Genomic DNA, 24,093 nt, shown 5'->3' on the forward strand with positions numbered 1-24,093 from the left:
GCTAACCCACGGGTGCCATGGCGAATGCCCTCTTGGCGATCTGCAACAACCAGCCCGCGGCAGTGGGACTACGGAACTTCGGCCAGTTCAGCTGAAAACTGAACACCCACGGCTGCCCGGTGTAGTCCACCGCGTACCAGCTGAACGTCAGATCGCCGGGCAGGTTGCCGCCCTTGGCACCGATGTAGCGCCACTTGTCGGGATCCGGGTCGATGCCGGGCAGCGCGGAGAGGATGTCCTTCACCGGCGCGGCAGCACCGTAGGCCGAGGCCTGCAGCGCGGCATGTACCCGGCAGATGTCGGCCGCACTGGCGAACCACTCCAGCCCGTCGTTGGATGCGGGAGTGTGGGTGCGGTACGGATCCGGTTCGTAGGGACGGGCATTGGTCTGCTGGAGCAGCGCAACCCGGTCGGCGGGAGAGGCGGTCTTCCACTTGTCGCGGAGATTCGGCTCGCCCCAACCGACCGAGAACACCTCGTGCATGGTCGGGAACGGGGTCATGCTGGCCGGATCGTGGTGTCCCGCGGTCACCAGGGCGCGTTCCACCGCGGCCGGGCCCATCCGGCCGATCAGCAGATCGGTGGCCATGTTGTCGCTGGCCGAGATCATCTGTTGGGCGGCCGTCCGCACCGTGATCTGAGCGCCGGGGGGAAGCTTGTCCAGCCCGGCGGAGCCGAGCTTCTTGCCTTCCTTGGTGATCGTGAGGTGATCGTCCCAACTCAGCGTGCCGGCCTTGACCGCGTCCGAAACTGCAAGCAGTACATACAGTTTGAAGATCGACGCCAGGGGGAGTGACATGTCGGTGTTGGTGCCGGCGACCTGCTCGCACTTCCCGTTGTTCACTTTGGACACCCGGTAGGAGTACCGCGCACCCGACTTGGTCAGCTCGGTGTCGATGTCGGACCACTGTTCGATCTTCGGCGGCACCAGGGTGACGTCGAAGCGGTCGACCAGGCCGGCGTCGTTGGTCCTCAGCGCGATGTCCTGGGCCACGTTGTAGGACGTCAGCACATGCAACGTCGCCTGCGTCGCCCCGATGTCGACCGAGGTGACCTTGAACGGTCGATCCCACCAGATCGAGTCCATCTTGGTGCCCACCAGATCGACCTTTTCGGGGGCGGCCAGCGTGCGCACGCCGATGGGGCCGATCGGCCAGTCGGAGTTGAGCATGTCCATGGTCTGCTTGGCACGCAGACCAGGCGGGGTGATGGTGTCGATGTGTGCGCCGTAGGACACTTCTGCCGCCGGCGCGACGTTGGGCGAACAGCCACAAGCCAGGGCCGCGGCGACCGCTGTGATGGCCGTCAGGCCAACCGTGCGGCGCAGCGTCCGGCCGCGGCTACGCCTGGGCAGCGGGCCCTGCAACGTCCAGCACAACCTCGAACTCCAGCAGTGACGCGCCGGTCGCGACCGGGTTGGCGTGCTCGCCCTTGTGTGCCTCGGCAGCGCGGCCGGTGGCCCATGCCTGGAAGGCTTCCTCGGTTTCCCACTGCGTCACCACGAAGTAGCGCTCTTCGCCCTTGACCGGACGCAGCAGTTGGAAGCCCAGGAATCCAGGCTGGTTGTCGACGGAGTGTGCGCGGTTGGCGAAGCGCTTCTCCAGTTCCGGGCCGGCGTTGGGCGGGACCTCGATGGCGTTGATCTTCACGACGGGCATGGTGTTCAGGCTACCGTGGCTGCCCGGCAAGATAACGGGATGGTCACAGATCTACTCACCCACCGAGGAGGGCGCGGCGAGCCCATCGTGCTGGTACACGGCCTGATGGGTCGCGGCAGCACCTGGTCACGCCAATTGCCGTGGTTGAACGAGTTGGGTGAGGTCTACACCTACGACGCGCCATGGCACCGCGGGCGCGATGTGGTCGATCCCCATCCGATCAGCACCGAGCGTTTCGTAGCGGATCTCGGTGACGCCGTGGCGGGTCTGGGGCGGCCGGCGATGTTGGTAGGGCACTCCATGGGTGCGTTGCATTCCTGGTGCCTGGCCGCGGCTCGCCCGGAACTTGTCAAAGCCGTGGTGGTCGAGGACATGGCCCCCGATTTCCGGGGCCGCACCACCGGCCCGTGGGAACCGTGGGTGCACGCCCTCCCGGTCGAGTTCGCCTCGGCGCAGGAGGTTTACGACGAGTTCGGACCCGTCGCGGGTCAGTATTTCCTCGAGGCCTTCGACCGGACGGACACCGGTTGGCGGTTGCACGGGTACCCGCAGTGGTGGCTGGACATCGCCGCCCAGTGGGGAACACGGGACTACTGGCAGCAGTGGCGGGACGTAAGGGTGCCGACGTTGCTGATGGAGGCGGAGAATTCGGTGGCGCCGCCCGGGCAGATGCGTGAGATGGCCGAAATCGGCCAGGATGCAAGGTATCTGCACGTTCCCGGCGCGGGCCATCTGATCCACGACGATGCGCCCGAGGTGTACCGGGAGGCCGTGACCGCTTTCCTAACGACGCTCGCCTAGGGCCCCTGCGCTCGGCCACGACGGCTGGTGCTCGAAGCGGCTGCGGATCGCATCGAGATCGTGGTCCGCGCGGTAGGTCTCGTAGTCGGGCTGGTTGAGGTCGAACAGATCCAGGCGGAAACGCAGGACATTGCTGCGCCGTGCCGCCCAGCTCACCGCGGCGGCGACCGCGAAGGGTGAGGTCAGGATGATCAGGGCGAGTGCAACAGTCATGGCAGTAATTGTTGTTAGGAAAATATACCGCCAACAGTGGCAGCGCTGACACCTTGCGATAAAATGCTGCCATGCTGAGAAGCGTCTCCACGCTGGTGCTCGACGGCCTGGCGGTATTCGAGTTCGGGGTCATCTGCGAGGTCTTCGGGATCGATCGGTCCGCGGAAGGGGTGCCGAACTTCGACTTCAAGGTATGCGGGCCCGAGGCGGGCAAGCCGCTACGGACATCCGTCGGCGCCACGCTGACACCGGAATACGGGCTGGATGCACTTCAGGGCGCGGACCTGGTCGCGATTCCGGCTATCGGCGGCTCGGATTACCTGCCCGAGGCGCTGGAGGCTGTGCGTGCCGCCGCCGATGCGGGGTCGATCATCCTGACCGTGTGCTCGGGTGCGTTCCTGGCCGGCGCCGCGGGCCTGCTGGACGGGAGGCCGTGCACCACGCATTGGATGCACGCCGACGAGCTGGCGCGCAGGTATCCGACCGCGCGCGTGGATCGCAACGTGCTGTACGTCGACGACGGCAACCTGATCACCAGCGCGGGCACCGCGGCCGGTATCGATGCCTGCCTGCACCTGGTTCGCCGCGAGCTCGGTAGTGAGGTGACCAACAAGATCGCCCGGCGCATGGTCGTCCCGCCGCAGCGCGATGGCGGGCAGCGTCAGTTCATCGATCAGCCCATTCCCGTGAGGTGTTCGGAAAGTTTTGCGCCGCACCTGGATTGGATCATGGGTAATCTGGACAAGCCGCATACCGTGACGACGTTGGCCAGACGGTCCGCGATGTCCACCCGCACCTTCGCTCGCCGGTTCGTCGAAGAGACCGGCACCACGCCGATGCAGTGGATCACCGATCAGCGGGTGCTGTACGCGCGCCGGCTGCTCGAGGAGTCCGATCTGGATATCGACCGGATCGCCGGGCAGGCCGGGTTTGGCACCGCGACGCTGCTGCGTCATCACTTCCGGCGGGTCATCGGAGTGACGCCGTCGGACTATCGGCGCCAATTCTCCTGCAGTACAGACGAAGACGCCGTCATCGCGTGAGATGTCAGCCGTCGGGCTGGCACGACACGTTGACGTAGACCGTGGTGTGCTGGGACGGATCGATCCGGTACCCGTTGTCGTCGATGTTGGAGTCGGCCAGTCCGTGCACCCCGGTGACGCGGCAGTTCGACAGGCCGGTGTTGGCGTTGGAGTTGACCTGCACGTGATAGCCCCGGCTCTCCAGGTCGCGGACGGTGTCGGAAGCTGAGCCCGTGCCGGACGGTGCGGCGGTGGCCGGTGCTGCCAGGCCCAGGCCCAGGCCCATCGCCGTACATGCAAACGTCGCTAAGATTTTGCTTGACATAGATCCGTTCTATGTGAAGCAAAGCCCCAATGGTGTGCTGCGGCAGGCATTCATGCCGACCTCATGTATTTCCGCCTTCGCCGGCGAGAGCGAAAAGGCCGTCGTCGGTCTGCTCCACCAGGCCGTCCACCAGCAATGAGTCCAGCGCGCGGTCCCGTTGGGCGGTGTCGGTGAGCCAGGCCACGTCGAGTTGAGCCCGGGTCACCGGGGAACTGCTGGCGCGCAAGACATCCAGCAGCTTGCCGCGCACCTGGCGGTCGGTCCCGGCGTAACGCTGCACGCGCTTGATGACCGTCCCGGCGGGGTAACCCGCAGCGCGCCAACGGCATCGGCTCAACGGACAGCCGCCGCACTGCGGTGCGCGCGCGGTGCACACCACCGCGCCCAACTCCATGAGGGCGGCCGAGAAGACCGGTGCCGTCTCGTCGGGTGGCAGCAGTGCGGCCACGTCGTCCAGGTCGCGGGCCCGGGCGGGTGCGTCCGCCTGACCGTGCAGCACCCTGGTGACCACCCGGCGCACATTGGTGTCGACCACCGGGACGCCGGCCGAATAGGCGAAGCACGCGACGGCACGGGCCGTGTAGGCGCCGATGCCGGGCAGGGTCAGCAGCGTCTCGACGTCACTGGGTACCTCGTCGTCGTATTCGCCCGCGATCACCACGGCACACTCGTGCAGACGCTTGGCCCGCCGCGGATAACCGAGCTTGCCCCAGGCGCGCAGCACCTCGGCCGATCCGGCGGCCGCGGTGGCCGACGGTGTGGGCCACCGTTCGATCCAGGCCAGCCAGATGGGCTCGACGCGCGACACCGGCGTCTGCTGCAGCATGAATTCACTGACCAAGATCTGCCAGGCGGAAACGCCTGGTCGCCGCCAAGGCAGGTCGCGCTGGGCCGATTCATACCAACCTACTAATTCGCCCGGGTCGATGCTCATGGGCGGCTCATGCAGAATGGCTGATATGCCCAACTCGAATCCGGTATCCGCTTGGAAGGCACTCAAGGACGGTAACGCCCGCTTTGTTGCCGGCGAACCGCAGCATCCCAGCCAGGACATCGCCCGCCGGGCCAAGCTCGCGCACGGTCAGAAGCCGACGGCCGTCGTGTTCGGATGCGGTGACAGCCGCGTCGCCGCCGAGTTGCTGTTCGACCAGGGACTGGGCGACATGTTTGTGGTCCGTACCGCCGGCCATGTGCTGGACAACGCGGTGCTGGGTTCGATCGAGTACGCGGTGTCGATCCTGAACGTGCCGCTGATCGTGGTACTCGGCCACGACAGCTGCGGTGCGGTGAAGGCGGCCATCAATGCCCTCGACGAGGGGCAGGTGCCCGGCGGTTACGTGCGCGACATCGTCGAGCGGGTGACCCCGTCGATCCTGATGGGCCGCCATTCCGGTCTGACCCGCGTCGACGAGTTCGAGGCCTTCCACGTCAAGGAGACGGTCAACCAGCTGCAGATGCGGTCGGCCGCGATCTCCAACGGTCTCGCCGCAGGCACCCAGGCCATTGTCGGCGCCACCTACCACCTGTCCGACGGACACGTGGAACTGCGCAGCCATCTGGGCAACATCGGCGAAGCCTGAGAATTTCGCTGGCGCCCCGACACGCCGGGGCGCCTCGGGCAACTGGGTATGACCTGGGCTTACCGTGAAAGCCGTGTTGGATCTCGAACCTCATGGGCCACTGCCCTCGCAGATTTACTGGCGGCGCCGCGCGCTGGCCATCGGAATCGCGGTAGTCGTCGTGGGGATCATCGCCGCGATCGTCGCGGTGATCGTGACCAGTAGCTCCGGAGCCGAGACCAAGTCAGCCGACGAACCCACTGCCGCCGCTGCCCCGCCCACGCCGCTGCCGGGCGAGAATCCCGAGGTCAAGTCCCCGGTGGTGCCGCCGGCTCAGCACGCACCGCCCCCGACCGCCACGCCGACGGCGGCCGTCACACCGCCACCCCTGCTCAAGGAGGGCGACGACTGCCCGGATTCGACACTGGCGGTCAAGGGCATCACGAGCCAGCCGCAGTACGTCGTGGGCGAGCAGCCGAAGTTCACCATGGTCGTGACCAACATCGGTCTGGTGGCCTGCAAGCGTGACGTGGGTGCCGCGGTGCTGGCCGCCTACGTGTACGCGTTGGACAACAACCGGCTCTGGTCCAACCTGGACTGCGCACCGTCCAACGAGACGCTGGTGAAGACGTTCAACCCGGGGGAGCAGGTGACCACCGAGGTCACCTGGACGGGCATGAGCTCGGCGCCGCAGTGCCCGATGCCGCGTCAGCCGATCGGACCGGGCACCTACAACCTGATGGTGCAGCTGGGCAATCTCAGATCGGCGCCGGTGCCGTTCATCCTGGCTCAACCCAATCCGCAGCTGCCCGGACCGCCCGCCGAGGGCGCACCGCCGGCTGAGCCGGCCGCACCGGGCAACTGACTCAGGCCAGCCGGTCGGCGATGGTCGACTCGGCCAGCAGCGACAGACCCTCACGGATGTGCCGGGCCCACATCGACCCGATGCCGTCCACCGACTGAAGATCGTCGGCGCTCGCAGCCAGCAGCCCTTGCAGTGAGCCGAACGAGCGGACCAGCAGATCGACGTGGGCGAACTGCAGTCGCGGGATGCCGGCCATCGCGCGGTAGCCGCGTGAGCTCATCGCCGAGTCCTGTGCCTCCGACGTCGACGGGTATCCGAAAACCCTTGCCAGCGTGGTGAAGTCGAGCAACTCGCTGTCGGTCAGCGCGTCCAGCTCATCGAGTGTCGCGTGGACCTGTGCGGCTGTCGGCGGGTCCGGCAGGGCGTGGTAGTCCCGCACGATCAGCTCGCGTGCGGCCTCGTTGTCGCCGACGAGTTCGTCGAGCTGCAGTTTGAGCTGGCGCCCGTCGGTGCCGAGTTCGACGACGTCGGCGTCGATCTCCAGGCTGATCCGGCGCACCATCTCCAGCCGCTGAACCACGGTCATGACGTCACGCAGCGTGACGAAGTCCTCGATCTCGGCGGTGGACAGCTGCTTGCTGACCTCGTCGAGCCGGCCCTTGTAGCGCTCCAGTGTGTTGATGGTCTGGTTGGCCCGCGACAGGATGGTCGCCGAATCGGGCACCACGTGGCGCTCGCCGGCGACGTACACCGTCACGATGCTCATCGAATGGCTCACCGAGATCACCGGATAACCGGTCTGGATCGCGGTGCGCTCGGCCGAGCGGTGCCGGGTACCGGATTCGTCGGTGGGGATCGACGGGTCCGGCACCAACTGGACGTTGGCCCGCACGATGCGGCCGCCGTCGCTGGACAGCACCACCGCGCCGTCCATCTTGGACAGCTCACGCAGGCGGGTGGGCGCGTAGCGCACATCCAGGGCGAACCCGCCGTCGCAGATGGCTTCCACGCTGTCGTCGTAGCCGAGCACGATCAGAGCGCCCGTCTTGCCGCGCAGGATGCGTTCCAGGCCGTCACGGAGCGGCGTTCCGGGAGCCAGCCGGCCGAGGGTTTCCCGTAGCGTCGGCCGAGCCAGATGCACGACGGTGCGGCTGGTGCGAGCACCGGAGTTCACGGCCATCAATTCTCCTAGGGTCGGCCGCTATTGTCCGCGATGTTCCCGATTGCTGGCAATTGCGATCTCCCTGAGTGCCCGCAAGGCCGCCCCGATGTGGTCGACGGTGATGACACGCAGCCCAGCGGGTGCACTGGTGACTCCGGGCGGCACCACGGCAATCGTAAAACCCAGCCGGGCGGCCTCGGCCAGCCTGCGGTCCATGCCGGTGACCCGGCGCAGATCGCCGACGAGTCCTACCTCGCCGATCACCACCGCATTCATCGGTAGTGCGATATCGAGATAGGCCGAGGTGATGGCCAATGCCACGGCCAGGTCCGAGGACGGATCGGTCAGCCGCATGCCGCCGACGGTGGACACGTACAGGTCGTGGCCGCCGATCGGCAGCGCGCAGCGGGTCTGGAGCACCGCGCTGATCATCGCGGCGCGGGCGGAGTCGACACCGCTGACCGCGCGCCGCGGCGGGCCCACCGGTTGTACGGCCAGCGCCTGGACCTCACCGATCATCGGGCGCTTCCCGTCCAGGGTGACGGTGACAGCAGTGCCCGGAACTGCCGCCGGACGTTGGTCGAGGAACAGCCCGGACGGATCGCTTACACACTCGATTCCGTTGTCGTGCATCTGAAAACAGCCGACCTCGTCGGCAGCGCCGAACCGGTTCTTGACCCCGCGGACCATGCGCAGGCTCGACGTGTGATCACCTTCGAAATGCAGCACCACGTCGACCAGATGCTCCAGGGAACGCGGGCCTGCGATGGCGCCGTCCTTGGTCACGTGCCCGACCAGGATCATGGCCACCGCCGGGTCTCCGACCGCGGTTTTGGCGTAGCCGGTCAGCGCTGTGGTCACCGCACGCACCTGTGTCACCCCACCGGTCACCCCGTCGGCTTCGGTGGTGGACATGGTCTGCACCGAATCGACGATCACCAGGCTGGGTTTGACCTCTTCGATGTGGCCGAGCGCGATCTGGAGGTCGGATTCGCCTGCGAGATAGACGTTGTCGTGTGTGCAGCCGGTACGTTCGGCGCGCAGCCGGATCTGGCCCGCGGATTCCTCACCGGACAGGTAGAGCGCCCGACGGCCGGTGTGGGCCCAGCGGTTGGCGACCTCGAGGAGAAGGGTGGACTTGCCGACGCCGGGTTCCCCGGCCAGCAACGTGACCGAACCGGCCACCAGGCCGCCGCCCAGAACCCGGTCCAGTTCGGTGACACCGGTCGCGTAATGCCGGGTGATACCGGGGTCGATCGACGTGATCGGAACCGCGGGCGACGTCGGGGCCACCGAGCGGCGGACGGAACTGCCCACCGACGCGAGTGTCGCTACTTCGTCGACTGTTCCCCACGTGCCGCAATTGGCGCAGCGCCCCACCCATTTGGGAGTGGCATGCTGACATTCCGAACAGCGGTATTGCGAACGTATTTTCGAAGCGGCCACGCCGTGACAGTAACGGCAACCCCCGACATCAGCGGTTAGGCACGCGCCGGTCAGGGGCCCCGCGGGTCAGCGGTGGGTCAGGTCAGTGATGCCCGCCGGCTTCGCTGCCACCGGCGGCAGCTTCGCTCGGCTCTTCGCCGGCCGTGTTGCGCCGCGGTGCCTCGCCCGCCGAGATCGGCACGGCGACAGTGGTCTCGCCGTTCTCGAACTTGAAGGTGAAGTCGTAGAGCAGGCCGTTGGTGACCGGCTTGGTCAGCGTGACCTTGGCGGTGACGGCGTCAGCGGCCTCGGTCTTCTCCAGCGGCTTGGTCTGGCCGTCGGGCTCACCCACCACCAGGACGCCGCCTGCCGGGATGGTCTGATCCCCGGTCAGTGCCACGTCGCCGACGGGGGACTTGATCGAGACGAGCTTGTTGGCCTGCTCGGTGGATCCGTTGGCTGCGACGAACAGCAGCTCGGCTTCCGAGCCGGCCTCGACGTAGTCCTTCTGCTGCGGCGCACGCAGGTGCACGTTGCGCAGCGCGATCGCGCCGGACTGTGCGTTGACGCCATTGACGGCGGGCTCCTGGGTGGCCGTCTGGGAGACCTGGCCGGCGCTGCACCCGGTGAGAACGGCTGCGGTCAGGCCACATGCGGCAAGACCGGCCGAGGCACGCATTGCGAAGCGGTTCACTCAAGCCTCCTGAGCTGGGTCGGCGTACTTCGACTATGCACAGTAGTAGGTGGCGTCGGCGGGCGGAATGCGAGGGCTTGGCAAACGCCTCGGAAGGGGGTCCGGCCACGGCCGCCCCGGGCGCGCAACGCCTTTGCGGGGGCAGCCGTTTCGAGCCCTCGGCTGGCCAGGTGATTGCACGCTTTCGTCACCATGTCAACCCCTGTTCTTCACCTGCATGGCCCCTGACCTGCATAGTTGGTGCGCGTGTGATCTGGGCCCGTGTTAGGATGGACTAGCGAAAGGGGCTCGAATCAGATGATTTTTAAGGTCGGAGACACCGTCGTCTATCCACACCACGGTGCTGCGTTGATCGAGGCGATCGAAACCCGGACTATCAAAGGCGAGCAGAAGGAATATCTCGTCCTGAAGGTTTCCCAAGGGGATCTGACCGTTCGAGTACCCGCAGACAACGCTGAGTATGTCGGTGTCCGCGACGTCGTGGGCCAGGAAGGTCTCGACAAGGTTTTCCAGGTGTTGCGGGCTCCGCACACCGAAGAGCCGACCAACTGGTCGCGCCGCTACAAGGCCAATCTCGAGAAGCTGGCCTCCGGTGACGTGAACAAGGTTGCCGAGGTTGTCCGGGATTTGTGGCGTCGCGATCAGGAACGCGGTCTTTCCGCGGGTGAGAAGCGAATGCTGGCCAAGGCCCGGCAGATTCTGGTCGGTGAGCTTGCGCTGGCCGAGAACACCGATGACGCCAAGGCGGAGACCATCCTCGACGAGGTTCTGGCCGCCGCGTCCTGACGCGTGGTGGCAACAACTGTCGCGGTCGTCCCGGCCGCCGGCTCAGGTGAGCGGCTAGGCGCGGGCAGACCCAAAGCGTTCGTCAAACTGGGGGACAAACCCCTGCTGGAGCACGCCCTCGATGGGCTGCTGGCCTCAGGGGTGATCGACAAGGTCGTGGTCGCGGTTCCACCCGCGCTCACCGACGAGGCCACCTTGGTCTTCGGGGCGCGCGCACAGATCGTGGCCGGGGGAGCGGATCGCACCGAATCGGTGGCGCTGGCCCTGGCAGCTGCCGGCGAACCGGATTTCGTCCTCGTGCACGACGCCGCCCGGGCGTTGACTCCCCCTTCGCTCGTCGCCCGGATCGTCGCGGCACTGGCCGACGGCCACGCCGCGGTTGTTCCCGGCCTCCCGTTGGCCGACACCATCAAGGCCGTCGACGCCAACGGCGCGGTGCTGGGCACGCCCGAGCGGGCCGGTCTGCGGGCCGTGCAGACCCCTCAGGGCTTCCACACCGATGTGCTGCGTCGGGCCTATCAACGTGCCGGTGCCGGTGTGGTCACCGATGACGCCTCGCTCGTCGAGCAGATCGGTACACCCGTACAGATCGTCGAGGGCGATCCGATGGCCTTCAAGATCACGACTCCGCTGGATCTGCTGCTCGCCGAGGCCGTCATGGCGCGTGGGGCATGTTGATCCCCAGAGTCGGGCTGGGAACCGACGTTCACCCGATCGAGCCGGGCCGGCCGTGTCGGCTGCTGTGCTTGGAATTCGAAGGCGCCGACGGCTGCGCCGGCCATTCCGACGGCGACGTCGCCGCGCACGCGTTGTGTGACGCGCTGCTCAGTGCGGCGGGCCTCGGCGACCTCGGCGGGGTCTTCGGCACCGACCGGCCGGAATGGCGGGGAGTCACCGGCGCCGCCATGCTGCGCCACGTGCGCGGGCTGGTGCAGGAAGCGGGCTTCGCGATCGGCAACGCCACGGTGCAGGTCATCGGAAACCGACCCAAGATCGGGCCGCGCCGTGAGGAGGCCCAGGAGGTGCTCTCCGGTCTGATCGCAGCTCCGGTGTCGGTCTCAGCGACCACGACGGACGGGCTCGGTCTGACCGGTCGGGGTGAAGGTTTGGCCGCGATAGCCAGCGCTTTGGTGGTTCCGGCGGAATAGGCCGGTAAGCTGGCACGTCGTGACCGATCGCGCTCAAGCTGTCGGGTCGGCAACAGAGACCGGCCTGCGGCTGTACGACACCATGGCGGGTGCCGTACGGGATTTCGTACCGCTGCGGCCGGGGCACGCTTCGATCTACCTGTGCGGTGCCACCGTTCAGGGCTTACCGCACATCGGTCATGTCCGTAGCGGAGTCGCGTTCGATGTGCTGCGCCGGTGGCTGACCGCCAATGGATACGACGTTGCGTTCATCCGCAACGTCACCGACATCGACGACAAGATCCTCAACAAGGCGGCCGACGCAGGCCGGCCCTGGTGGGAGTGGGCCGCGACCTACGAGCGGGCGTTCAGCGCCGCGTATGACGCGCTGGGCGTGCTCCCGCCGTCGGCTGAGCCGCGGGCCACCGGCCACATCACCCAGATGGTCGAGCTCATCGACCGGCTGATCGAGAAGGGGCACGCGTACGCCCAGGGCGGCGACGTGTACTTCGACGTCCAGAGCCAGGCAGACTACGGTGCGCTGTCCGGTCACCGGATCGACGATGTGCACCAGGGTGAGGGCGTGGCCACGGGCAAGCGCGATCAGCGCGACTTCACGCTGTGGAAGGGCGCCAAGCCGGGTGAGCCGTCGTGGCCGACGCCCTGGGGCCGGGGGCGTCCGGGCTGGCACACCGAGTGCGTCGCGATGTGCGAGGCCTACCTGGGCGAGGAATTCGACATCCACGCCGGCGGCATGGACCTGATCTTCCCCCACCACGAGAACGAGATCGCCCAGGCTCAGGCCGCGGGCGACGGGTTCGCCCGGTACTGGCTGCACAACGGCTGGGTCACCATGGGCGGCGAGAAGATGAGCAAGTCGCTGGGCAACGTGCTTTCGATTCCTGCTGTGCTGCAACGGGTTCGGGCTGCCGAGCTGCGCTACTACCTGGGCAGCGCGCATTATCGGTCCATGCTGGAGTTCTCCGAGAATGCGCTGCAGGACGCGGTGAAGGCCTACAGCGGCATCGAGGACTTCCTGCACCGGGTGCGCAACCGGGTCGGCGCGGTCGCCGTCGGCGACTGGACGCCGAAGTTCGCGGCCGCACTGAACGACGACCTCGCGGTGCCGATCGCACTGGCCGAGGTGCACGCCGCGCGGGCCGAGGGCAACCGCGCGCTGGATGCCGGTGACCACGACGGCGCGATGGCGCAGGCCACCTCGATCCGGGCGATGATGGGGATCCTCGGCTGCGATCCGCTCGACGAGCGCTGGGAATCCCGCGACGAGACGTCGGCGGCGCTGGCTGCGGTGGACGAGCTGGTGCAGTGGGCGCTGGCCGGCCGAGCTGAGGCCCGGGCCAATCGGGACTGGGCCGCGGCCGACGCCATCCGGGATCGACTCAAGGCGGCAGGCATCGAGGTCACCGACACCGCCGATGGTCCACAGTGGGCACTGGTGGACGGGAACGGAGCGTAGATGGCCGGGAATTCGCAGCGGCGCGGCGCAGTGCGCAAGCCGGGCACCAAGAAAGGGCCGACCGTCGGGTCCGGCGGCGTGCGTCGCCGCGGGCTCGAAGGCCGTGGCGCCACGCCGCGCGCCGATCAGCGCCCGCACCATCCGGCTGCCAAGAAGGCCGCCAAGGCGGCGCGTCAGGCACAGGGGCGGCACAAGAAGACCGACGACACCGAGTTGGTGCTCGGCCGCAACCCGGTGGTGGAGTGCCTGCGGGCCAAGGTTCCGGCCACCGCGCTGTACGTGGCGTTGGGCACCGAGGCCGACGAGCGTCTCACCGAATCCGTCCAGATCGCCGCGGACCGCGGTATCTCGATCCTCGAGGTGCAGCGCCACGATCTGGACCGGATGAGCTCCAACGGACTGCACCAGGGCCTGGCCCTGCAGGTGCCGCCGTACAACTACGCCCATCCCGACGATCTGTTGAAGGCCGCCCGGGACTCCGGGGAGCCCGCACTGATGGTGGCCCTGGACAACATTTCCGATCCCCGCAACCTGGGCGCCATCGTGCGTTCGGTGGCGGCGTTCGGCGGACAGGGCGTGGTGATCCCGCAGCGGCGGTCGGCTTCGGTGACCGCGGTGGCGTGGCGCACCAGCGCCGGGGCCGCGGCCCGTACTCCGGTGGCGCGCGCGACGAATCTGACTCGCACACTGAAGAGTTACGCCGATGCGGGTCTTCTGGTCGTCGGCCTCGATGCCGGCGGTGACACGACGCTGGACGAACTCGAGGGCACCGGGCCGATGGTCGTGGTGGTCGGCTCGGAGGGCAAGGGCCTGTCCCGGCTGGTCCGCGAGAACTGCGATGCGGTGGTGTCGATCCCGATGGCGGGGCCCACGGAGTCGCTGAACGCGTCGGTCGCGGCCGGTGTGGTGCTGGCCGAGATCGCCCGTCAGCGCCGAACCCTCTGATTTGACGTTCATTCTGCGGCTACGGCGCAGAAGTGCGAGTGTGCTCAGCCCTCACCGCAGAGTCAACACGGCCTAGGCCACGAAGACCCGCAGGCCGATCCACAGCGCCACCACACCGGCCACGAGGGTGAGCGGCACCGTCGCCAGCCCGACCCGGCTGAACTCGGTGAACCGAGCCGGCAGTCCTTCGCGATGAACAACATTGCGCCACAGTAGATTTGACAGCGATCCGACGTAGGTCAGGTTGGGGCCGACGTTGACCCCGATCAGCACGGCCAGCACCGCTGGCGGGCCGGCCCCGGCCACCAAGGGAAGCAGAACCAGCACCGCGGGCAGGTTGTTGACCAGATTGGCCAGCACGGCCGCCACCGCCGCCAGGCCCAACAGCGCGGGCAGCGAGTCGCCGACGGGGAGCACCCCACGCATGGCGTCACCCAGGCCGTTGCGGACGACCGCGTCGACCACGACACCCAGGCACAGCACGAACGCCAGGAACGGCACATTGACGGCGCGTACGATCCCGCCGACGGTGCTGCGACGCTGAGCCAGACTGCGCACGCCGAGCACCACCGCCCCGGCCAGCGCCGCCCAGGCCGGGGACACATCCACCACCGAGGTGACGACGAAGCCCGCCAGCGTCAAACCCAGCACCACGAGCACGAACACCGGAATCTCGGGCGGCGGGGGAGTCACCTCGGCGGCCGGACGGCTCAGCTCGTAGCGGAAAAGCAGGCGCAGTACGACGAATTCGACCGCGATGGCGGCCAGCCAGGGCAGCGCCATCACCGCAGTGAACTGGGTGAAGGACAATCCGGCCACGGCGAAGGCCAACAGGTTGGTCAGGTTCGACACCGGAAACAGCAGCGACGCGGAGTTGGCCAGATGAGCGCTGGCATACGCATGCGGCCGCGGCGGTATCGCCAGAGTGCGTGCGGTGGCCAGCACCACCGGCGTCAACAGCACCACGGTCGCATCCAGGCTGAGCACGGCTGTCGTCATCGCCCCGATCAGGAAGACCCGGGTCAGCAACCGCCGGGAATCGCCCTTGCTGGCCCGGGCCATCAGCATGCCCGCGGCGTGGAACAGGCCTTCGTCGTCACACAGATGGGCCAGCACCAATACGGCCGCCAGGAATCCGACCACCGGCAGCAGGCGATCGACCTCGGCCAGTGCGTCGTCCGGTGAGATCACGTCGGACACGATCAGCAGCCCGGCGGCCGGGATCGCCACGACGGCCTCGGGCCAGCCCTCCGGCCGCGCCAACGCGAACACCAGGACGACGGCCAGCGCGATGAGCGCGAGTATCAAGTGATCCACGGATCGGCGGGCTGCCACACGGTGGGCAGGTGCAGGCGCACACCGTCGCGTTCGGCCAGCCGGGTCAGCACCCGCATCGACACATCGAGGTCGTCGCCCGCGTACGGCAGCGCGCGCAGCGGCTCGTGCAGCGGGCGGAAGAAATCGTCCCAGTGGATCAGCACCACCCGCCGCGCCCCGACCGCGCGCACTGTTTCGGCCCAGTAGGTCTCGAAATACTGCTCGGACTGCAGCCCGAGCTGGCCGATCCCGAGGTAGACCACCTCGGCGCGTTGTCCCGTCAGGGCGTCCGGCACCGCCCCGGCGCTGCCGACGATCAGCAGCCGGTGGTCGCTGGGCCGATGGTGCACCAGGGTCGACCAGGCTTCTCCGCACTTGTACGCGGCGACCTTGACCGGCGGGACGACCGGTTCGGTGATGATGCCGGGGAATCGGTCCGGCGGGCAGTGTTCGGATTCGAAGAGCGTCACGTCATACGCACCGAGGGTGACGGCGTCGCCCGGAGTGACCGTGACGATCCGGTCGGGAGCCAGGCCACCCCCGACGCCGATCTGCGCGGTCGAGGTGCCGCCCACCAGTTGGGCGCCGGTGCGCTCGGCGACGACGGCCGAATCCATGGCGTGGTCGAAGTGGCTGTGTACCGGCAGCACCGCTTCGAGCTTGTCGACGCCGAGGCGGGCCAGGCTGCCGTCGATGCGGGACAGTGACGGCGCCAGCTTGCGCAGGACCACGTGCGGCAGTGTGGGTCGCGAGAAGAAGCCGTCGGTCAGTACTGCCGACGTGCCGTCATCCACGAGCAGCGTGCTGACCCCCGCCCAGGTGACGGTGACCGGGGATTGCGGTGTGGCCGACGGCGCGTCGAAGAACCGCGCATAGGGGGCCAGGTCAGGTCTGCCGGGCTTGAGCCGCATGGCTTCACCCTAGAACCAGGACCTATCCGTAGCGACGGCGGAACTTCTCCACCTGCCCCGCCGAGTCGAGATGCCGTGCGGTGCCGGTCCAGAACGGATGCGAGTCGTTGGTGACATCGACGACGATCAGCGGGTAGGTCTGGGTCCCGTCCGGGCCAGCCCACTCGATCGTGCGGTCACTGGTGGCCGTCGACCGGGTCAGGAACTGGGTGCCAGTGGCGGCGTCCTGGAACACCACGGGGTGATAGTCGGGGTGGATGTCGGGTTTCACTGGGATTCACCTTCTGTGTGGACGGATGCTGCGGGTTCGTCGATTCCGGGCTGACAGGGTTCTTCGTGCCAGTCCCCGAACGGGTCGGGGTAGTCGGCCCACTCCTCGGGTCGCGCCAGCTCGTCGTCGGTGAGCAGCGCACCGTGCAGCGCCTCGATGACGTCGCCGGGCCGCGCGCCGCAGACCAGGACGGTCAGCGAGATGTGGCGGTCGTCGAACTGGTGGTGCCAGTCGATGGCGGCCATCGCCAGGCGTTCGGGGTCGGTGTAGGCCAGCTCGGTGGAATCCATTGCCGCCAGCCATTTTCCGGCGTTACTGAAATGCATTCCACCGCCTGCGGATTCGATCCACATGACGTCGGCCGGCCGATTGGCGAGCCAGGCCCGGCCGCGGGTGCGCACCACGCCCTCGAGGAGGAGGTCGACGGCGTCGTGTAGGCGCATCGGGTGAAACGGTCGGCGCGCGGCGAATTCGACGATGATGACCTCGTCGTCGGGTTCCAACGGTGGTTCACCGGCCAGGAGTGGATCGTGCGGTGTCGGGGTACGCCCGCGCCGGCTGTTCGGCTCCAGATGTGCCAGGCCGAGTTCCACCTGGTCGGGACCCACGGTGATGCGGGCGCGGGGCGCGAGCCGGCGGAGCACCGACAGGGTAGTGGCCTCGGGCTCGTTGAGCACGAGCATGTCGGCGAACTCGGCCTGGCCGACGACCACCTGGGCGACCGTGCGTCCGTCGGGCAGTTCCTCGTCGCCGACGGACTGTTGCAGCCACACCGTGGCGTCCAGGCACGCGACCACCGCGTCGATGGTGACGTCGCGAGAGGCGGGTCCGTCGATATAGCCGGGTCCGACGTGGACCCGGATGGTGTTGATGGCCCAGCACACGGGCTCGGCCTCCAGCCAGGGCATCAACTGCACGACGATGCGTTCCACGTCGCCACGCCGGTGCAGGCGCCGCAACAGGATCAGCAGGTCGTCGCGAACTGTGCAGGACACGCAACCGTGGGCGAGCTCGAGGGCGAGTTCGGATGTCCCGCTGCCGTCGGACACCGTCCGCAGCACCACGTGTCCGTCAAAGGTGTGGCGCACGAGCACGGTTCCCGGCCTGCGGCCCAGTTCTTCTGCTACGCCGTCGCTGTCACCTTGACCGGCGATCAGCACCACTGGGGTTCGCACCGCACCTCCCGACACAGTTGTTGTTGAAAACGATTATCATTATCGTGAGGCTACCCCATCCGAAGGAGACCGATGTCTGCCCACTGCCAAGTCACCGGGCGCTCGCCCGGGTTCGGCAACACGGTGTCGCACTCGCACAAGCGCAGTCGCCGCCGCTGGAACCCCAATATCCAGACCAAGACCTACTACCTGCCGACCGAAGGGCGCCGGATCCGACTTCGGGTCAGCGCCAAGGGAATCAAGGTGATCGACCGCGACGGCATCGAGGCCGTGGTGGCCCGGCTGCGTAGCGCGGGGGAGAAGATCTGATGGCCAGCACCGACATCCGGCCGATCGTGAAGCTGAAGTCGACCGCGGGGACCGGGTACACGTACGTCACCCGCAAGAACCGCCGCAACGACCCGGACCGGATTGTGCTGCGCAAGTACGACCCGGTGATCCGCCGCCACGTCGAATTCCGTGAGGAGCGCTGATGGCCAAGCGATCCAAGATCGTCAAGAACGAGCAGCGCCGGAAACTCGTGGAGCACTATGCCGAACGGCGGGCCGAGCTCAAGGAGGCCATCCGCAGTCCGGAGAGCACGCGTGAGCAGAAGGCCGCGGCGGTCTCGGCCCTGCAACGTTTGCCGCGTGACTCAAGCCCGGTCCGGCTCCGCAACCGGGACGCGGTCGACGGGCGACCACGTGGTCATCTACGCAAGTTCGGCCTGTCACGGGTCCGGGTGCGCGAACTGGCGCACCGCGGTGAACTGCCCGGCGTACGGAAGTCGAGTTGGTGATGGCGGCTAATTCCCGGAAGAGCACCAAGAAGCGACCGCCGGCCACCGATCTCAAGAAGCCGAGGCGCAATCAGCTGAAGGCCCTCGGGGTGACCGAGGTCGACTACAAGGACGTCCACCTGCTGCGCACGTTCATCAGCGAGCGGGGCAAGATCCGGTCCCGGCGCATCACCGGCCTCACTCCGCAGCAACAGCGCCAGGTCGCCACGGCGATCAAGAACGCCAGGGAGATGGCGCTGCTGCCGGTGGTCGGCCCGGCCTGACCTACCATCGACGGCGATAGGGCGACTGCGGATCGTGGAAGCCGGTGTGAATCCGGCGCGGTCCCGCCACTGTGATCGATCGACCAGTTTCCGCTGGTCGTCGAGAGCCAGATACGCACCGCAGTCGCCACCTCGCACGCACTGGGGCGGATCTCCCCGGAGAGGATGGGTACGCCCATGGCTGCTCGTTGGCTGACCGCCGGACTGGCATCGCTGCTACTGGTATCGGGGTGCGCCTCGACCGCGGCGCCCGACACCGCAGGCGGCGCCCCACCGGGATTCCCGGTCACCGTGGACAATTGCGGCGTCAGCTCGACCTATGAGCGTCCGCCTACTCGCGCTGTCGCGCTCAACCAGCATGCGATCGAGGTGCTGTTGGCGCTGGGCCTGGAGAATTCGATGGTCGGCACGTCCTATCTCGACGATCGGATCCTGCCGGAGTACCAGGCCGCCTACGACGGCGTTCCGGTACTCGCCAAGGAATATCCGTCCTACGAGTCGCTGCTGGCCACCGAACCCGATTTCGTCTACGGCGGCTGGGACAGCGCGTTCGACGAGAAGGAGGGCCGCGGCAGGCAACGGCTGAACGATGCCGGGGTCCACACCTACCTCAACATCGAGGACTGCCGGGACGAGGCCGTCACCATGTCCACGGTCGATGACGAAATACGGGGCATCGGAACAATCTTCGGCGTCACCGACCGAGCCGAGCAGCAGATCGAGAAGCTCCACGGCGAGCTGGCGCAGTCCGAGGCCAAACTACGCGGGGCCCAGCCGATACGCGTCGCCGTTTACGACAGTGGCGAGGCGACGGTGTTCACCTCGGGCGGCAAAGGCATCGGCAACCTGATGATCGAAGAGGCCGGCGGAGTCAACGTGTTCGCCGATGTCCCCAAGGTCTGGGGTGACGTGTCGTTCGAGCAGTTCGCCGAGCGCGCGCCCGAGGTCATCGTGATCTACGACTACGGGGATCAGCCGGTCGAGGACAAGAAGCGATTCCTCACCGAACATCCTCTGCTGCAGCATGTTCCCGCGGTCTCCCAGCAGCGGTTCGCCGTGCTTCCGCTGTCGTCGGTGGTCGTCGGTGTACGGGTTGGCCGGGCGGTGGAGTCGCTGGCGCGACAGCTGCACCCGGACCGGTTTGCGTGATGCCCTACCGGCTGGTCCTCGTGGCGCTGGCGGGGCTGCTGCTGACGACGATGACCGCCGGAGTGGCGATCGGTTCGGTCTCCATCCCGCCGGGGCAGGTGTGGGCCATCGTGTTGCACTCCGTGCATCCGGGCCTCGTCGAGCAGAGTTGGCCTGCGGTACGGGAATCCATCGTGCTCGACGCCCGGCTGCCCCGGGTCGTGCTGGGGGCGGTGGTCGGCGCCGGTCTGGCGGCGTGCGGCATGGCGTTGCAGGCCGTGGTGCGCAACCCACTTGCCGATCCCATGCTGCTGGGGGTCTCCTCGGGAGCCGCGGTCGGTGCCGTCGCCGTGCTGGTCCTCGGCGCCGGCGCATTGCAGGCACTGACCTTGCCGCTGGCGGCCTTCCTCGGGGCCTTCCTCGCGCTCGTCGCGGTCTACTTTCTGGCTCGCACGGGCGGGCGGATGACGACCGTGCGGCTGGTTCTGGCCGGTGTGGCGGTGGCCGAAGTACTGTGCGCGCTGGCGAGCCTGATGATCGTGACCTCTGACGATCCGCACAAGACACAGTCGGCGGTGCGATGGATGCTCGGCGGCCTGGGTGGCACCACCTGGCGCATGGTCTGGGTGCCCGCGCTGGCGGTGATCCTCGGCGTATTGGTGCTCCTGGCCTTCACCCGATCGCTGAACCTGCTCTACACCGGTGAGGAGGCGGCCGCCTCGCTCGGGCTCGATGTCCACCGGTTCCGGGCGGGGATGTTCGTCGTCGTGGCGCTGATGGTCGGCGCCATGGTCGCGGTCAGCGGCACGATCGGATTCGTCGGGCTGATCATGCCCCATGTGGTGCGGCTGCTGGTCGGGGCCGACCACCGCAAGGCGTTGCCGGCTGCGGCATTGCTGGGGGCGGCATTCCTGGTGGCGTGCGACATCGTGGCCAGGACCGTGGCCACCCCGGAGGAACTGCCCGTCGGGATCCTGACCGCACTGGTCGGCGGGCCGTTCTTCCTGTGGCTGATGCGACGAAAGGCCGGGGTGTGACGGTAGAAGTGGTGTTCGACGCGGTGTCGGTGTCGATGCGCGGCAAGCCGGTGGTCACCGATGTCTCGCTGGTGGTCGCCCCGGGTGAGGTGCTGGCCGTGGTCGGACCGAACGGAGCGGGCAAGACGACGTTGCTGCGCACGCTGTACCGGGCTCTGCGGCCGAGTACCGGACGGGTGCTGGTCGACGGCGCCGACGTGTGGAAGATTCCGGGCAAGCAGGCCGCACGCCGGGTGGCGGCGGTATTGCAGGAAGCGACAGGCGATTTCGAACTCACGGTGTACGACATGGTCGCGATGGGCCGCACACCGTACAAGCGGTCCTTCGCGGCTGACAGCCGTGAGGACCGCGAGATCATCGGCGGGGCGTTGGCGGCACTGGACATCGCGGATCTGAGCGGCGCCGATTATGGCCGGCTGTCCGGCGGGCAGAAGCAACGGGTGCTCATCGCTCGCGCGCTGGCCCAGCGCACCGACGTCATCGTGCTCGACGAACCCACGAACCACCTCGATCTGCGTCACCAGCACGAGGCCCTGCGCCTGCTGCGGGACACGGGAGCGACGGTGATCGCCGCACTGCACGACCTGAATCTCGCTGCCGCGTATTGCGATCGGATCTGTGTGCTCGACGGCGGGGAGGTGGTGACGATCGGGACCCCGGTGGAGGTCCTCACCGCGGATCTGCTTGCCGACGTATACGGGGTCGCGGCCCGGATCACTGTCGACGCCGGTAGGCCTCAGGTCGGCGTCGTGCCCAAGGCGGTGGCGACGTCGTGAACATCGCCACCCAACTCGGCGAAATCGCTTCGCTCGGAGGGTTCTTCGCGATCACCGTCGGCGGGGACCCGGCCGGCTGGGTCCCGGTACAACGTTGTTACGACGACGGCTGCGTCAACCTCGTCGCGAAAACCTCAGCCGGATACCGCACGACCGATCTGCGTATCGGTGCCTCCCTGGTTCAGTTCAGCCATGCATCGCGGTTGTGGTCACCGCTGCTGGCCGGTGCGCTGCAGTACGGTGTGCTGCCCGAGCTGACCGATCTGCAGCGTCATGCCACCAGCACCGAGCTCCGGCTTCCGATGGCTGTGGGCACACCCGTCGACGGCGCACTGGCAGGGCAGCTGTACCGGCTCGTGATCACCGAGCACCTTGAGCCTTTGGCCGCCGGGCTCAAGGTCAAGATGGCGCCGGGGCTGCTCTACGGCAACGCCGCTGCCGCTCTGGTGGCAGCCGCACATGAGCTGGCCCGGGCCCGACCGGAATTACGTGACGACGTTCGGCACGTCACCGAATCATTGTTGATCACGGGCGAATTGGCCGGGACGGGTGACCTGACCGACCTGACATTCCGCCGCCGCAGCTGCTGCCTCTACTACCGGGTGCCCGGCGGCTCCAACTGCGGGGACTGTGCACTGACGAGACCGCGCGGTCAGGCGTAGGGCCGTGCCGGCGGCTCGGTACGGACCGCGCTCAGGGCAGTCATCGTCGGAATACTGCCTCGGCTCGAATCGCTTTGTCCCGCGGGGATCGTGCCCTCGACTTTGATCCAGGTGTTCTCCGGATACTCGGCCAACTGATTGGCAGCCGGCCCGGACAGGTGGATGCGGGCCAGCTGAGCGTCTGCGGCACAACAGATGATCACCACTCGGGCCAGATCTGTGCGCTCACCGTCACGCATCGTGAAACCGGAGACGGTCACGGTTCGGCCATCGAGGGTGCCTGCACTGTCTTGAGCCACTCGCGTCAGCACGTCGGGCAGCGAGATTTCCGGTGCCCGGCCGTCGGGAAGGGGAGGGAAAGCGCGCCTCAGCACATCGGTGGAGACTTCGGACACCGACGCGGCCTGCGGGCGGATCGCCGGTGGCACGACGAATGCCAGCAGCGCGATCGGGATCAGCAGCAGCCAGGCCGTACCCCGTCGGTGGGAATGGTCGTGATGCGCGGGTTCCTCGTCGCGACCGTGCCGGATATCGGCCACGATCGATGCCAGGGCCAGCACGATCAGCAGCACGGAGGTGGCGGCCAGGTAGGGAAGCAGCGACGGTTTCACGTACCGGGTGAAGGCGCCGGTGAGTGTGATGATCGCCGTGCTGACGCCGATCAGCAGCAGCAAGGCGTTCTCGGTTTCCCGGCTCACTGCGGTCCCACGATCAGCAGTCCGACACCGGTCGCGACGAGCGTGGCGACCAGGAACGTCACGGGCGCGAAGCGAATCGCGAAGGCCCGGCCGAACATTCCGGCCTGCATCGCGAACAGCTTGATATCGACGGCGGGCCCGACCACCAGGAACACCAGTCGCGGCAGCAGCGGCAGCATGGTCAGGCTGGCCGCGACGAAGGCGTCGGCCTCCGAACACAACGCCAGCACCACGGCGAGCAGGGCCATGGTGATGACGCCCAGGATCATCTGGCCGGCCAGATGCTCGTACACCCAGGTCGGCACGAGTACGTGCAGGGCCGCTGCGGCGGCCGCCCCGACAACCAGGTACGAGCATGCCGACAGGAAATCGTGTCGGGCGGCTTCGGTGAACAGCAGCCACTTCGAGCCGTCGCTGTGGTGAGGTCGCGGCAGTCTGCGGGTGATCCATTCCGGGCGGCCGAACCGGGCCCATGCGACTCCCATGATCAGCGCGGTACACAGCGAGGCCACGCACCTGGCGACAACCATCTGTGGATGACCGGGAAACGCGACGGCGGTTGCCACCAGCACGACTGGATTGATGGCCGGTGCCGCGAGCATGAACGTCAGCGCCGCCGCGCCCACCGCGCCGCCCGTGTCATCTCCGAAAAGTCGGCGGGCCACCGGAACCGACCCGCATTCGCACCCAGGTAGTGCCGCGCCACCGATACCCGCGGCCAGGATTGCCGTGCCGGTGCGTCGCGGAAGCCACCGGGCCAACCGGTCGGGTGTCGCGAAGACCGCGATCAGGCCGCTGATCACCACCCCGAGCGCCAGAAACGGCAACGCCTGGACGAACACGCCGCAGAACACCGTGGCCGCAGTCGCCACGTCGGGGGTGCCGTCGACGAAACTGCGCATGGCGTTGCCTGCCAGGGCCAACGCGATGATCCCGAACACCAGCACCTGCATGGATGTCGGTCGCCAGCGCAATGCTGCCGATGTCATGGCCACGGCGGACATGATGCCAGCCCCAGGTGGGAACCAGCTGGGCGGGATGCAAATGACTATCATTTTCATCGGGTGGGGCTAGGCTG

At 67.6% G+C, this 24,093-nt stretch carries 31 protein-coding genes and 1 riboswitch; of the genes, 17 read left to right on the forward strand and 14 right to left on the reverse strand.

Features of this window, described 5'->3' with window-relative positions; genetic code table 11:
* Position 1: 1 nt before the first annotated feature.
* Positions 2 to 1,366, reverse strand: coding sequence for a serine hydrolase (locus AB0876_RS00370; RefSeq protein ID WP_491837628.1), 1,365 nt, complete (start codon positions 1,364 to 1,366; stop codon positions 2 to 4).
* Complete coding sequence (gene mhuD / locus AB0876_RS00375; RefSeq protein WP_526040879.1) at positions 1,341 to 1,658, reverse strand: mycobilin-forming heme oxygenase MhuD; 318 nt, start codon at positions 1,656 to 1,658, stop codon at positions 1,341 to 1,343. Before mhuD ends, AB0876_RS00370 begins: the two co-directional genes overlap by 26 nt.
* Positions 1,659 to 1,697: 39 nt before the next feature.
* Here mhuD and AB0876_RS00380 point away from each other — a divergent pair, with 39 nt between their 5' ends.
* Positions 1,698 to 2,459 (forward strand): alpha/beta fold hydrolase, encoded by a 762-nt coding sequence (locus AB0876_RS00380; protein ID WP_491837630.1) that lies wholly within the window; start codon positions 1,698 to 1,700, stop codon positions 2,457 to 2,459.
* On the opposite strand, the gene AB0876_RS00385 is transcribed toward AB0876_RS00380, so the two are convergent.
* On the reverse strand, positions 2,442 to 2,672 hold the full coding sequence (locus tag AB0876_RS00385) for a hypothetical protein (RefSeq protein WP_526040880.1): 231 nt from the start codon (positions 2,670 to 2,672) through the stop codon (positions 2,442 to 2,444). The genes AB0876_RS00380 and AB0876_RS00385 overlap by 18 nt on opposite strands.
* A 71-nt stretch (positions 2,673 to 2,743) precedes the next feature.
* Here AB0876_RS00385 and AB0876_RS00390 point away from each other — a divergent pair, with 71 nt between their 5' ends.
* Entirely contained in the window at positions 2,744 to 3,715 is a 972-nt protein-coding gene (locus tag AB0876_RS00390) for a helix-turn-helix domain-containing protein (RefSeq protein WP_491837632.1), read from the forward strand.
* A 4-nt stretch (positions 3,716 to 3,719) separates the two neighbouring features.
* Here AB0876_RS00390 and AB0876_RS00395 read toward each other — a convergent pair whose 3' ends face one another.
* Positions 3,720 to 3,980: a hypothetical protein gene (locus AB0876_RS00395; protein ID WP_491837633.1), complete on the reverse strand. Its 261-nt coding sequence runs from the start codon at positions 3,978 to 3,980 to the stop codon at positions 3,720 to 3,722.
* Positions 3,981 to 4,080: 100 nt separating this feature from the next.
* Entirely contained in the window at positions 4,081 to 4,953 is an 873-nt protein-coding gene (locus AB0876_RS00400; RefSeq protein ID WP_491837634.1) for an HhH-GPD family protein, read from the reverse strand.
* A 25-nt stretch (positions 4,954 to 4,978) separates the two neighbouring features.
* Between AB0876_RS00400 and AB0876_RS00405 the strand changes: the two genes are divergently transcribed.
* Together AB0876_RS00405 and AB0876_RS00410 are read left to right on the forward strand one after the other, a co-directional pair.
* Positions 4,979 to 5,599, forward strand: coding sequence for a carbonic anhydrase (locus AB0876_RS00405; RefSeq protein WP_064883913.1), 621 nt, complete (start codon positions 4,979 to 4,981; stop codon positions 5,597 to 5,599).
* A gap of 73 nt (positions 5,600 to 5,672) precedes the next feature.
* Positions 5,673 to 6,443, forward strand: coding sequence for a hypothetical protein (locus AB0876_RS00410; RefSeq protein WP_491837635.1), 771 nt, complete (start codon positions 5,673 to 5,675; stop codon positions 6,441 to 6,443).
* 1 nt (position 6,444) lies between these two features.
* On the opposite strand, the gene disA is transcribed toward AB0876_RS00410, so the two are convergent.
* From disA to AB0876_RS00425, 3 genes are all read right to left on the reverse strand, one after another.
* On the reverse strand, positions 6,445 to 7,524 hold the full coding sequence (disA, locus tag AB0876_RS00415) for a DNA integrity scanning diadenylate cyclase DisA (protein WP_526041442.1): 1,080 nt from the start codon (positions 7,522 to 7,524) through the stop codon (positions 6,445 to 6,447).
* Between the two features lie 60 nt (positions 7,525 to 7,584).
* Positions 7,585 to 8,991 carry a DNA repair protein RadA gene (gene radA / locus AB0876_RS00420; RefSeq protein ID WP_491837637.1) on the reverse strand — a complete coding sequence of 469 codons (1,407 nt, stop codon included), beginning with the start codon at positions 8,989 to 8,991 and terminating at the stop codon, positions 7,585 to 7,587.
* Between the two features lie 82 nt (positions 8,992 to 9,073).
* Positions 9,074 to 9,664 carry a copper chaperone PCu(A)C domain-containing protein gene (locus AB0876_RS00425; protein ID WP_491837638.1) on the reverse strand — a complete coding sequence of 197 codons (591 nt, stop codon included), beginning with the start codon at positions 9,662 to 9,664 and terminating at the stop codon, positions 9,074 to 9,076.
* A gap of 297 nt (positions 9,665 to 9,961) precedes the next feature.
* On the opposite strand from AB0876_RS00425, the gene carD reads away from it, so the two are divergent.
* From carD to rlmB, 5 genes are read left to right on the forward strand one after another with little or no spacing between them, the layout of a single operon-like run.
* The gene (gene carD / locus AB0876_RS00430; RefSeq protein WP_003882506.1) at positions 9,962 to 10,450 is read left to right on the forward strand and encodes an RNA polymerase-binding transcription factor CarD; all 489 of its coding nucleotides are present in this window, start codon (positions 9,962 to 9,964) and stop codon (positions 10,448 to 10,450) included.
* Positions 10,451 to 10,453: 3 nt separating this feature from the next.
* Complete coding sequence (ispD, locus tag AB0876_RS00435) at positions 10,454 to 11,128, forward strand: 2-C-methyl-D-erythritol 4-phosphate cytidylyltransferase (RefSeq protein ID WP_491837639.1); 675 nt, start codon at positions 10,454 to 10,456, stop codon at positions 11,126 to 11,128.
* A complete protein-coding gene (ispF, locus tag AB0876_RS00440) occupies positions 11,122 to 11,598 on the forward strand; it encodes a 2-C-methyl-D-erythritol 2,4-cyclodiphosphate synthase (protein ID WP_526040881.1) in 477 nt (158 codons plus the stop codon). Before ispD ends, ispF begins: the two co-directional genes overlap by 7 nt.
* A 19-nt stretch (positions 11,599 to 11,617) precedes the next feature.
* Entirely contained in the window at positions 11,618 to 13,054 is a 1,437-nt protein-coding gene (cysS, locus tag AB0876_RS00445; protein WP_526040882.1) for a cysteine--tRNA ligase, read from the forward strand.
* Entirely contained in the window at positions 13,055 to 13,999 is a 945-nt protein-coding gene (gene rlmB, locus AB0876_RS00450; protein WP_491837642.1) for a 23S rRNA (guanosine(2251)-2'-O)-methyltransferase RlmB, read from the forward strand. It begins immediately after the preceding gene.
* A 72-nt stretch (positions 14,000 to 14,071) separates the two neighbouring features.
* Here the strand turns inward: rlmB and AB0876_RS00455 are convergent, their stop codons facing one another.
* Genes AB0876_RS00455 through mrf form a run of 4 tightly spaced genes read right to left on the reverse strand, consistent with a single transcriptional unit; the run spans position 14,072 to position 17,673 of the window.
* Complete coding sequence (locus tag AB0876_RS00455) at positions 14,072 to 15,307, reverse strand: SLC13 family permease (RefSeq protein ID WP_526041443.1); 1,236 nt, start codon at positions 15,305 to 15,307, stop codon at positions 14,072 to 14,074.
* Positions 15,304 to 16,227, reverse strand: a complete 924-nt coding sequence (locus AB0876_RS00460; RefSeq protein ID WP_526040883.1) for an MBL fold metallo-hydrolase — start codon at positions 16,225 to 16,227, stop codon at positions 15,304 to 15,306. The genes AB0876_RS00455 and AB0876_RS00460 overlap by 4 nt, the downstream gene beginning before the upstream one ends.
* A 22-nt stretch (positions 16,228 to 16,249) precedes the next feature.
* Positions 16,250 to 16,498: a type B 50S ribosomal protein L31 gene (locus tag AB0876_RS00465; RefSeq protein ID WP_491837644.1), complete on the reverse strand. Its 249-nt coding sequence runs from the start codon at positions 16,496 to 16,498 to the stop codon at positions 16,250 to 16,252.
* The gene (mrf, locus tag AB0876_RS00470; RefSeq protein ID WP_491837645.1) at positions 16,495 to 17,673 is read right to left on the reverse strand and encodes a ribosome hibernation factor-recruiting GTPase MRF; all 1,179 of its coding nucleotides are present in this window, start codon (positions 17,671 to 17,673) and stop codon (positions 16,495 to 16,497) included. Before mrf ends, AB0876_RS00465 begins: the two co-directional genes overlap by 4 nt.
* Before the next feature lie 72 nt (positions 17,674 to 17,745).
* Between mrf and rpmB the strand changes: the two genes are divergently transcribed.
* The 8 genes from rpmB to AB0876_RS00510 all read left to right on the forward strand — a co-directional run bounded on the left by rpmB (position 17,746) and on the right by AB0876_RS00510 (position 22,317).
* Complete coding sequence (gene rpmB / locus AB0876_RS00475; protein WP_036442426.1) at positions 17,746 to 17,982, forward strand: 50S ribosomal protein L28; 237 nt, start codon at positions 17,746 to 17,748, stop codon at positions 17,980 to 17,982.
* Positions 17,982 to 18,146: a 50S ribosomal protein L33 gene (gene rpmG, locus AB0876_RS00480; protein WP_036442423.1), complete on the forward strand. Its 165-nt coding sequence runs from the start codon at positions 17,982 to 17,984 to the stop codon at positions 18,144 to 18,146. The genes rpmB and rpmG overlap by 1 nt, the downstream gene beginning before the upstream one ends.
* Entirely contained in the window at positions 18,146 to 18,451 is a 306-nt protein-coding gene (rpsN, locus tag AB0876_RS00485) for a 30S ribosomal protein S14 (protein WP_491837646.1), read from the forward strand. Before rpmG ends, rpsN begins: the two co-directional genes overlap by 1 nt.
* Positions 18,451 to 18,714, forward strand: a complete 264-nt coding sequence (gene rpsR, locus AB0876_RS00490; protein ID WP_491837647.1) for a 30S ribosomal protein S18 — start codon at positions 18,451 to 18,453, stop codon at positions 18,712 to 18,714. The genes rpsN and rpsR overlap by 1 nt, the downstream gene beginning before the upstream one ends.
* Positions 18,715 to 18,725: 11 nt before the next feature.
* Positions 18,726 to 18,851, forward strand: a riboswitch (cobalamin riboswitch).
* Between the two features lie 40 nt (positions 18,852 to 18,891).
* Positions 18,892 to 19,863 carry an ABC transporter substrate-binding protein gene (locus tag AB0876_RS00495; protein ID WP_526040884.1) on the forward strand — a complete coding sequence of 324 codons (972 nt, stop codon included), beginning with the start codon at positions 18,892 to 18,894 and terminating at the stop codon, positions 19,861 to 19,863.
* Positions 19,863 to 20,879, forward strand: coding sequence for a FecCD family ABC transporter permease (locus tag AB0876_RS00500; protein WP_526040885.1), 1,017 nt, complete (start codon positions 19,863 to 19,865; stop codon positions 20,877 to 20,879). The genes AB0876_RS00495 and AB0876_RS00500 overlap by 1 nt, the downstream gene beginning before the upstream one ends.
* Before the next feature lie 35 nt (positions 20,880 to 20,914).
* Positions 20,915 to 21,655: an ABC transporter ATP-binding protein gene (locus AB0876_RS00505; protein ID WP_526041444.1), complete on the forward strand. Its 741-nt coding sequence runs from the start codon at positions 20,915 to 20,917 to the stop codon at positions 21,653 to 21,655.
* Positions 21,652 to 22,317: a (2Fe-2S)-binding protein gene (locus AB0876_RS00510; RefSeq protein WP_526040886.1), complete on the forward strand. Its 666-nt coding sequence runs from the start codon at positions 21,652 to 21,654 to the stop codon at positions 22,315 to 22,317. The genes AB0876_RS00505 and AB0876_RS00510 overlap by 4 nt, the downstream gene beginning before the upstream one ends.
* On the opposite strand, the gene AB0876_RS00515 is transcribed toward AB0876_RS00510, so the two are convergent.
* A complete protein-coding gene (locus tag AB0876_RS00515; RefSeq protein ID WP_064883886.1) occupies positions 22,308 to 23,015 on the reverse strand; it encodes a TIGR03943 family putative permease subunit in 708 nt (235 codons plus the stop codon). The genes AB0876_RS00510 and AB0876_RS00515 overlap by 10 nt on opposite strands.
* Positions 23,012 to 24,019, reverse strand: coding sequence for a permease (locus AB0876_RS00520; protein ID WP_064883884.1), 1,008 nt, complete (start codon positions 24,017 to 24,019; stop codon positions 23,012 to 23,014). Before AB0876_RS00520 ends, AB0876_RS00515 begins: the two co-directional genes overlap by 4 nt.
* Positions 24,020 to 24,093 lie beyond the last annotated feature (74 nt).

It is taken from the genome of Mycobacterium sp. NPDC049093, from assembly GCF_040704635.1.
GTDB lineage: Bacteria > Actinomycetota > Actinomycetes > Mycobacteriales > Mycobacteriaceae > Mycobacterium.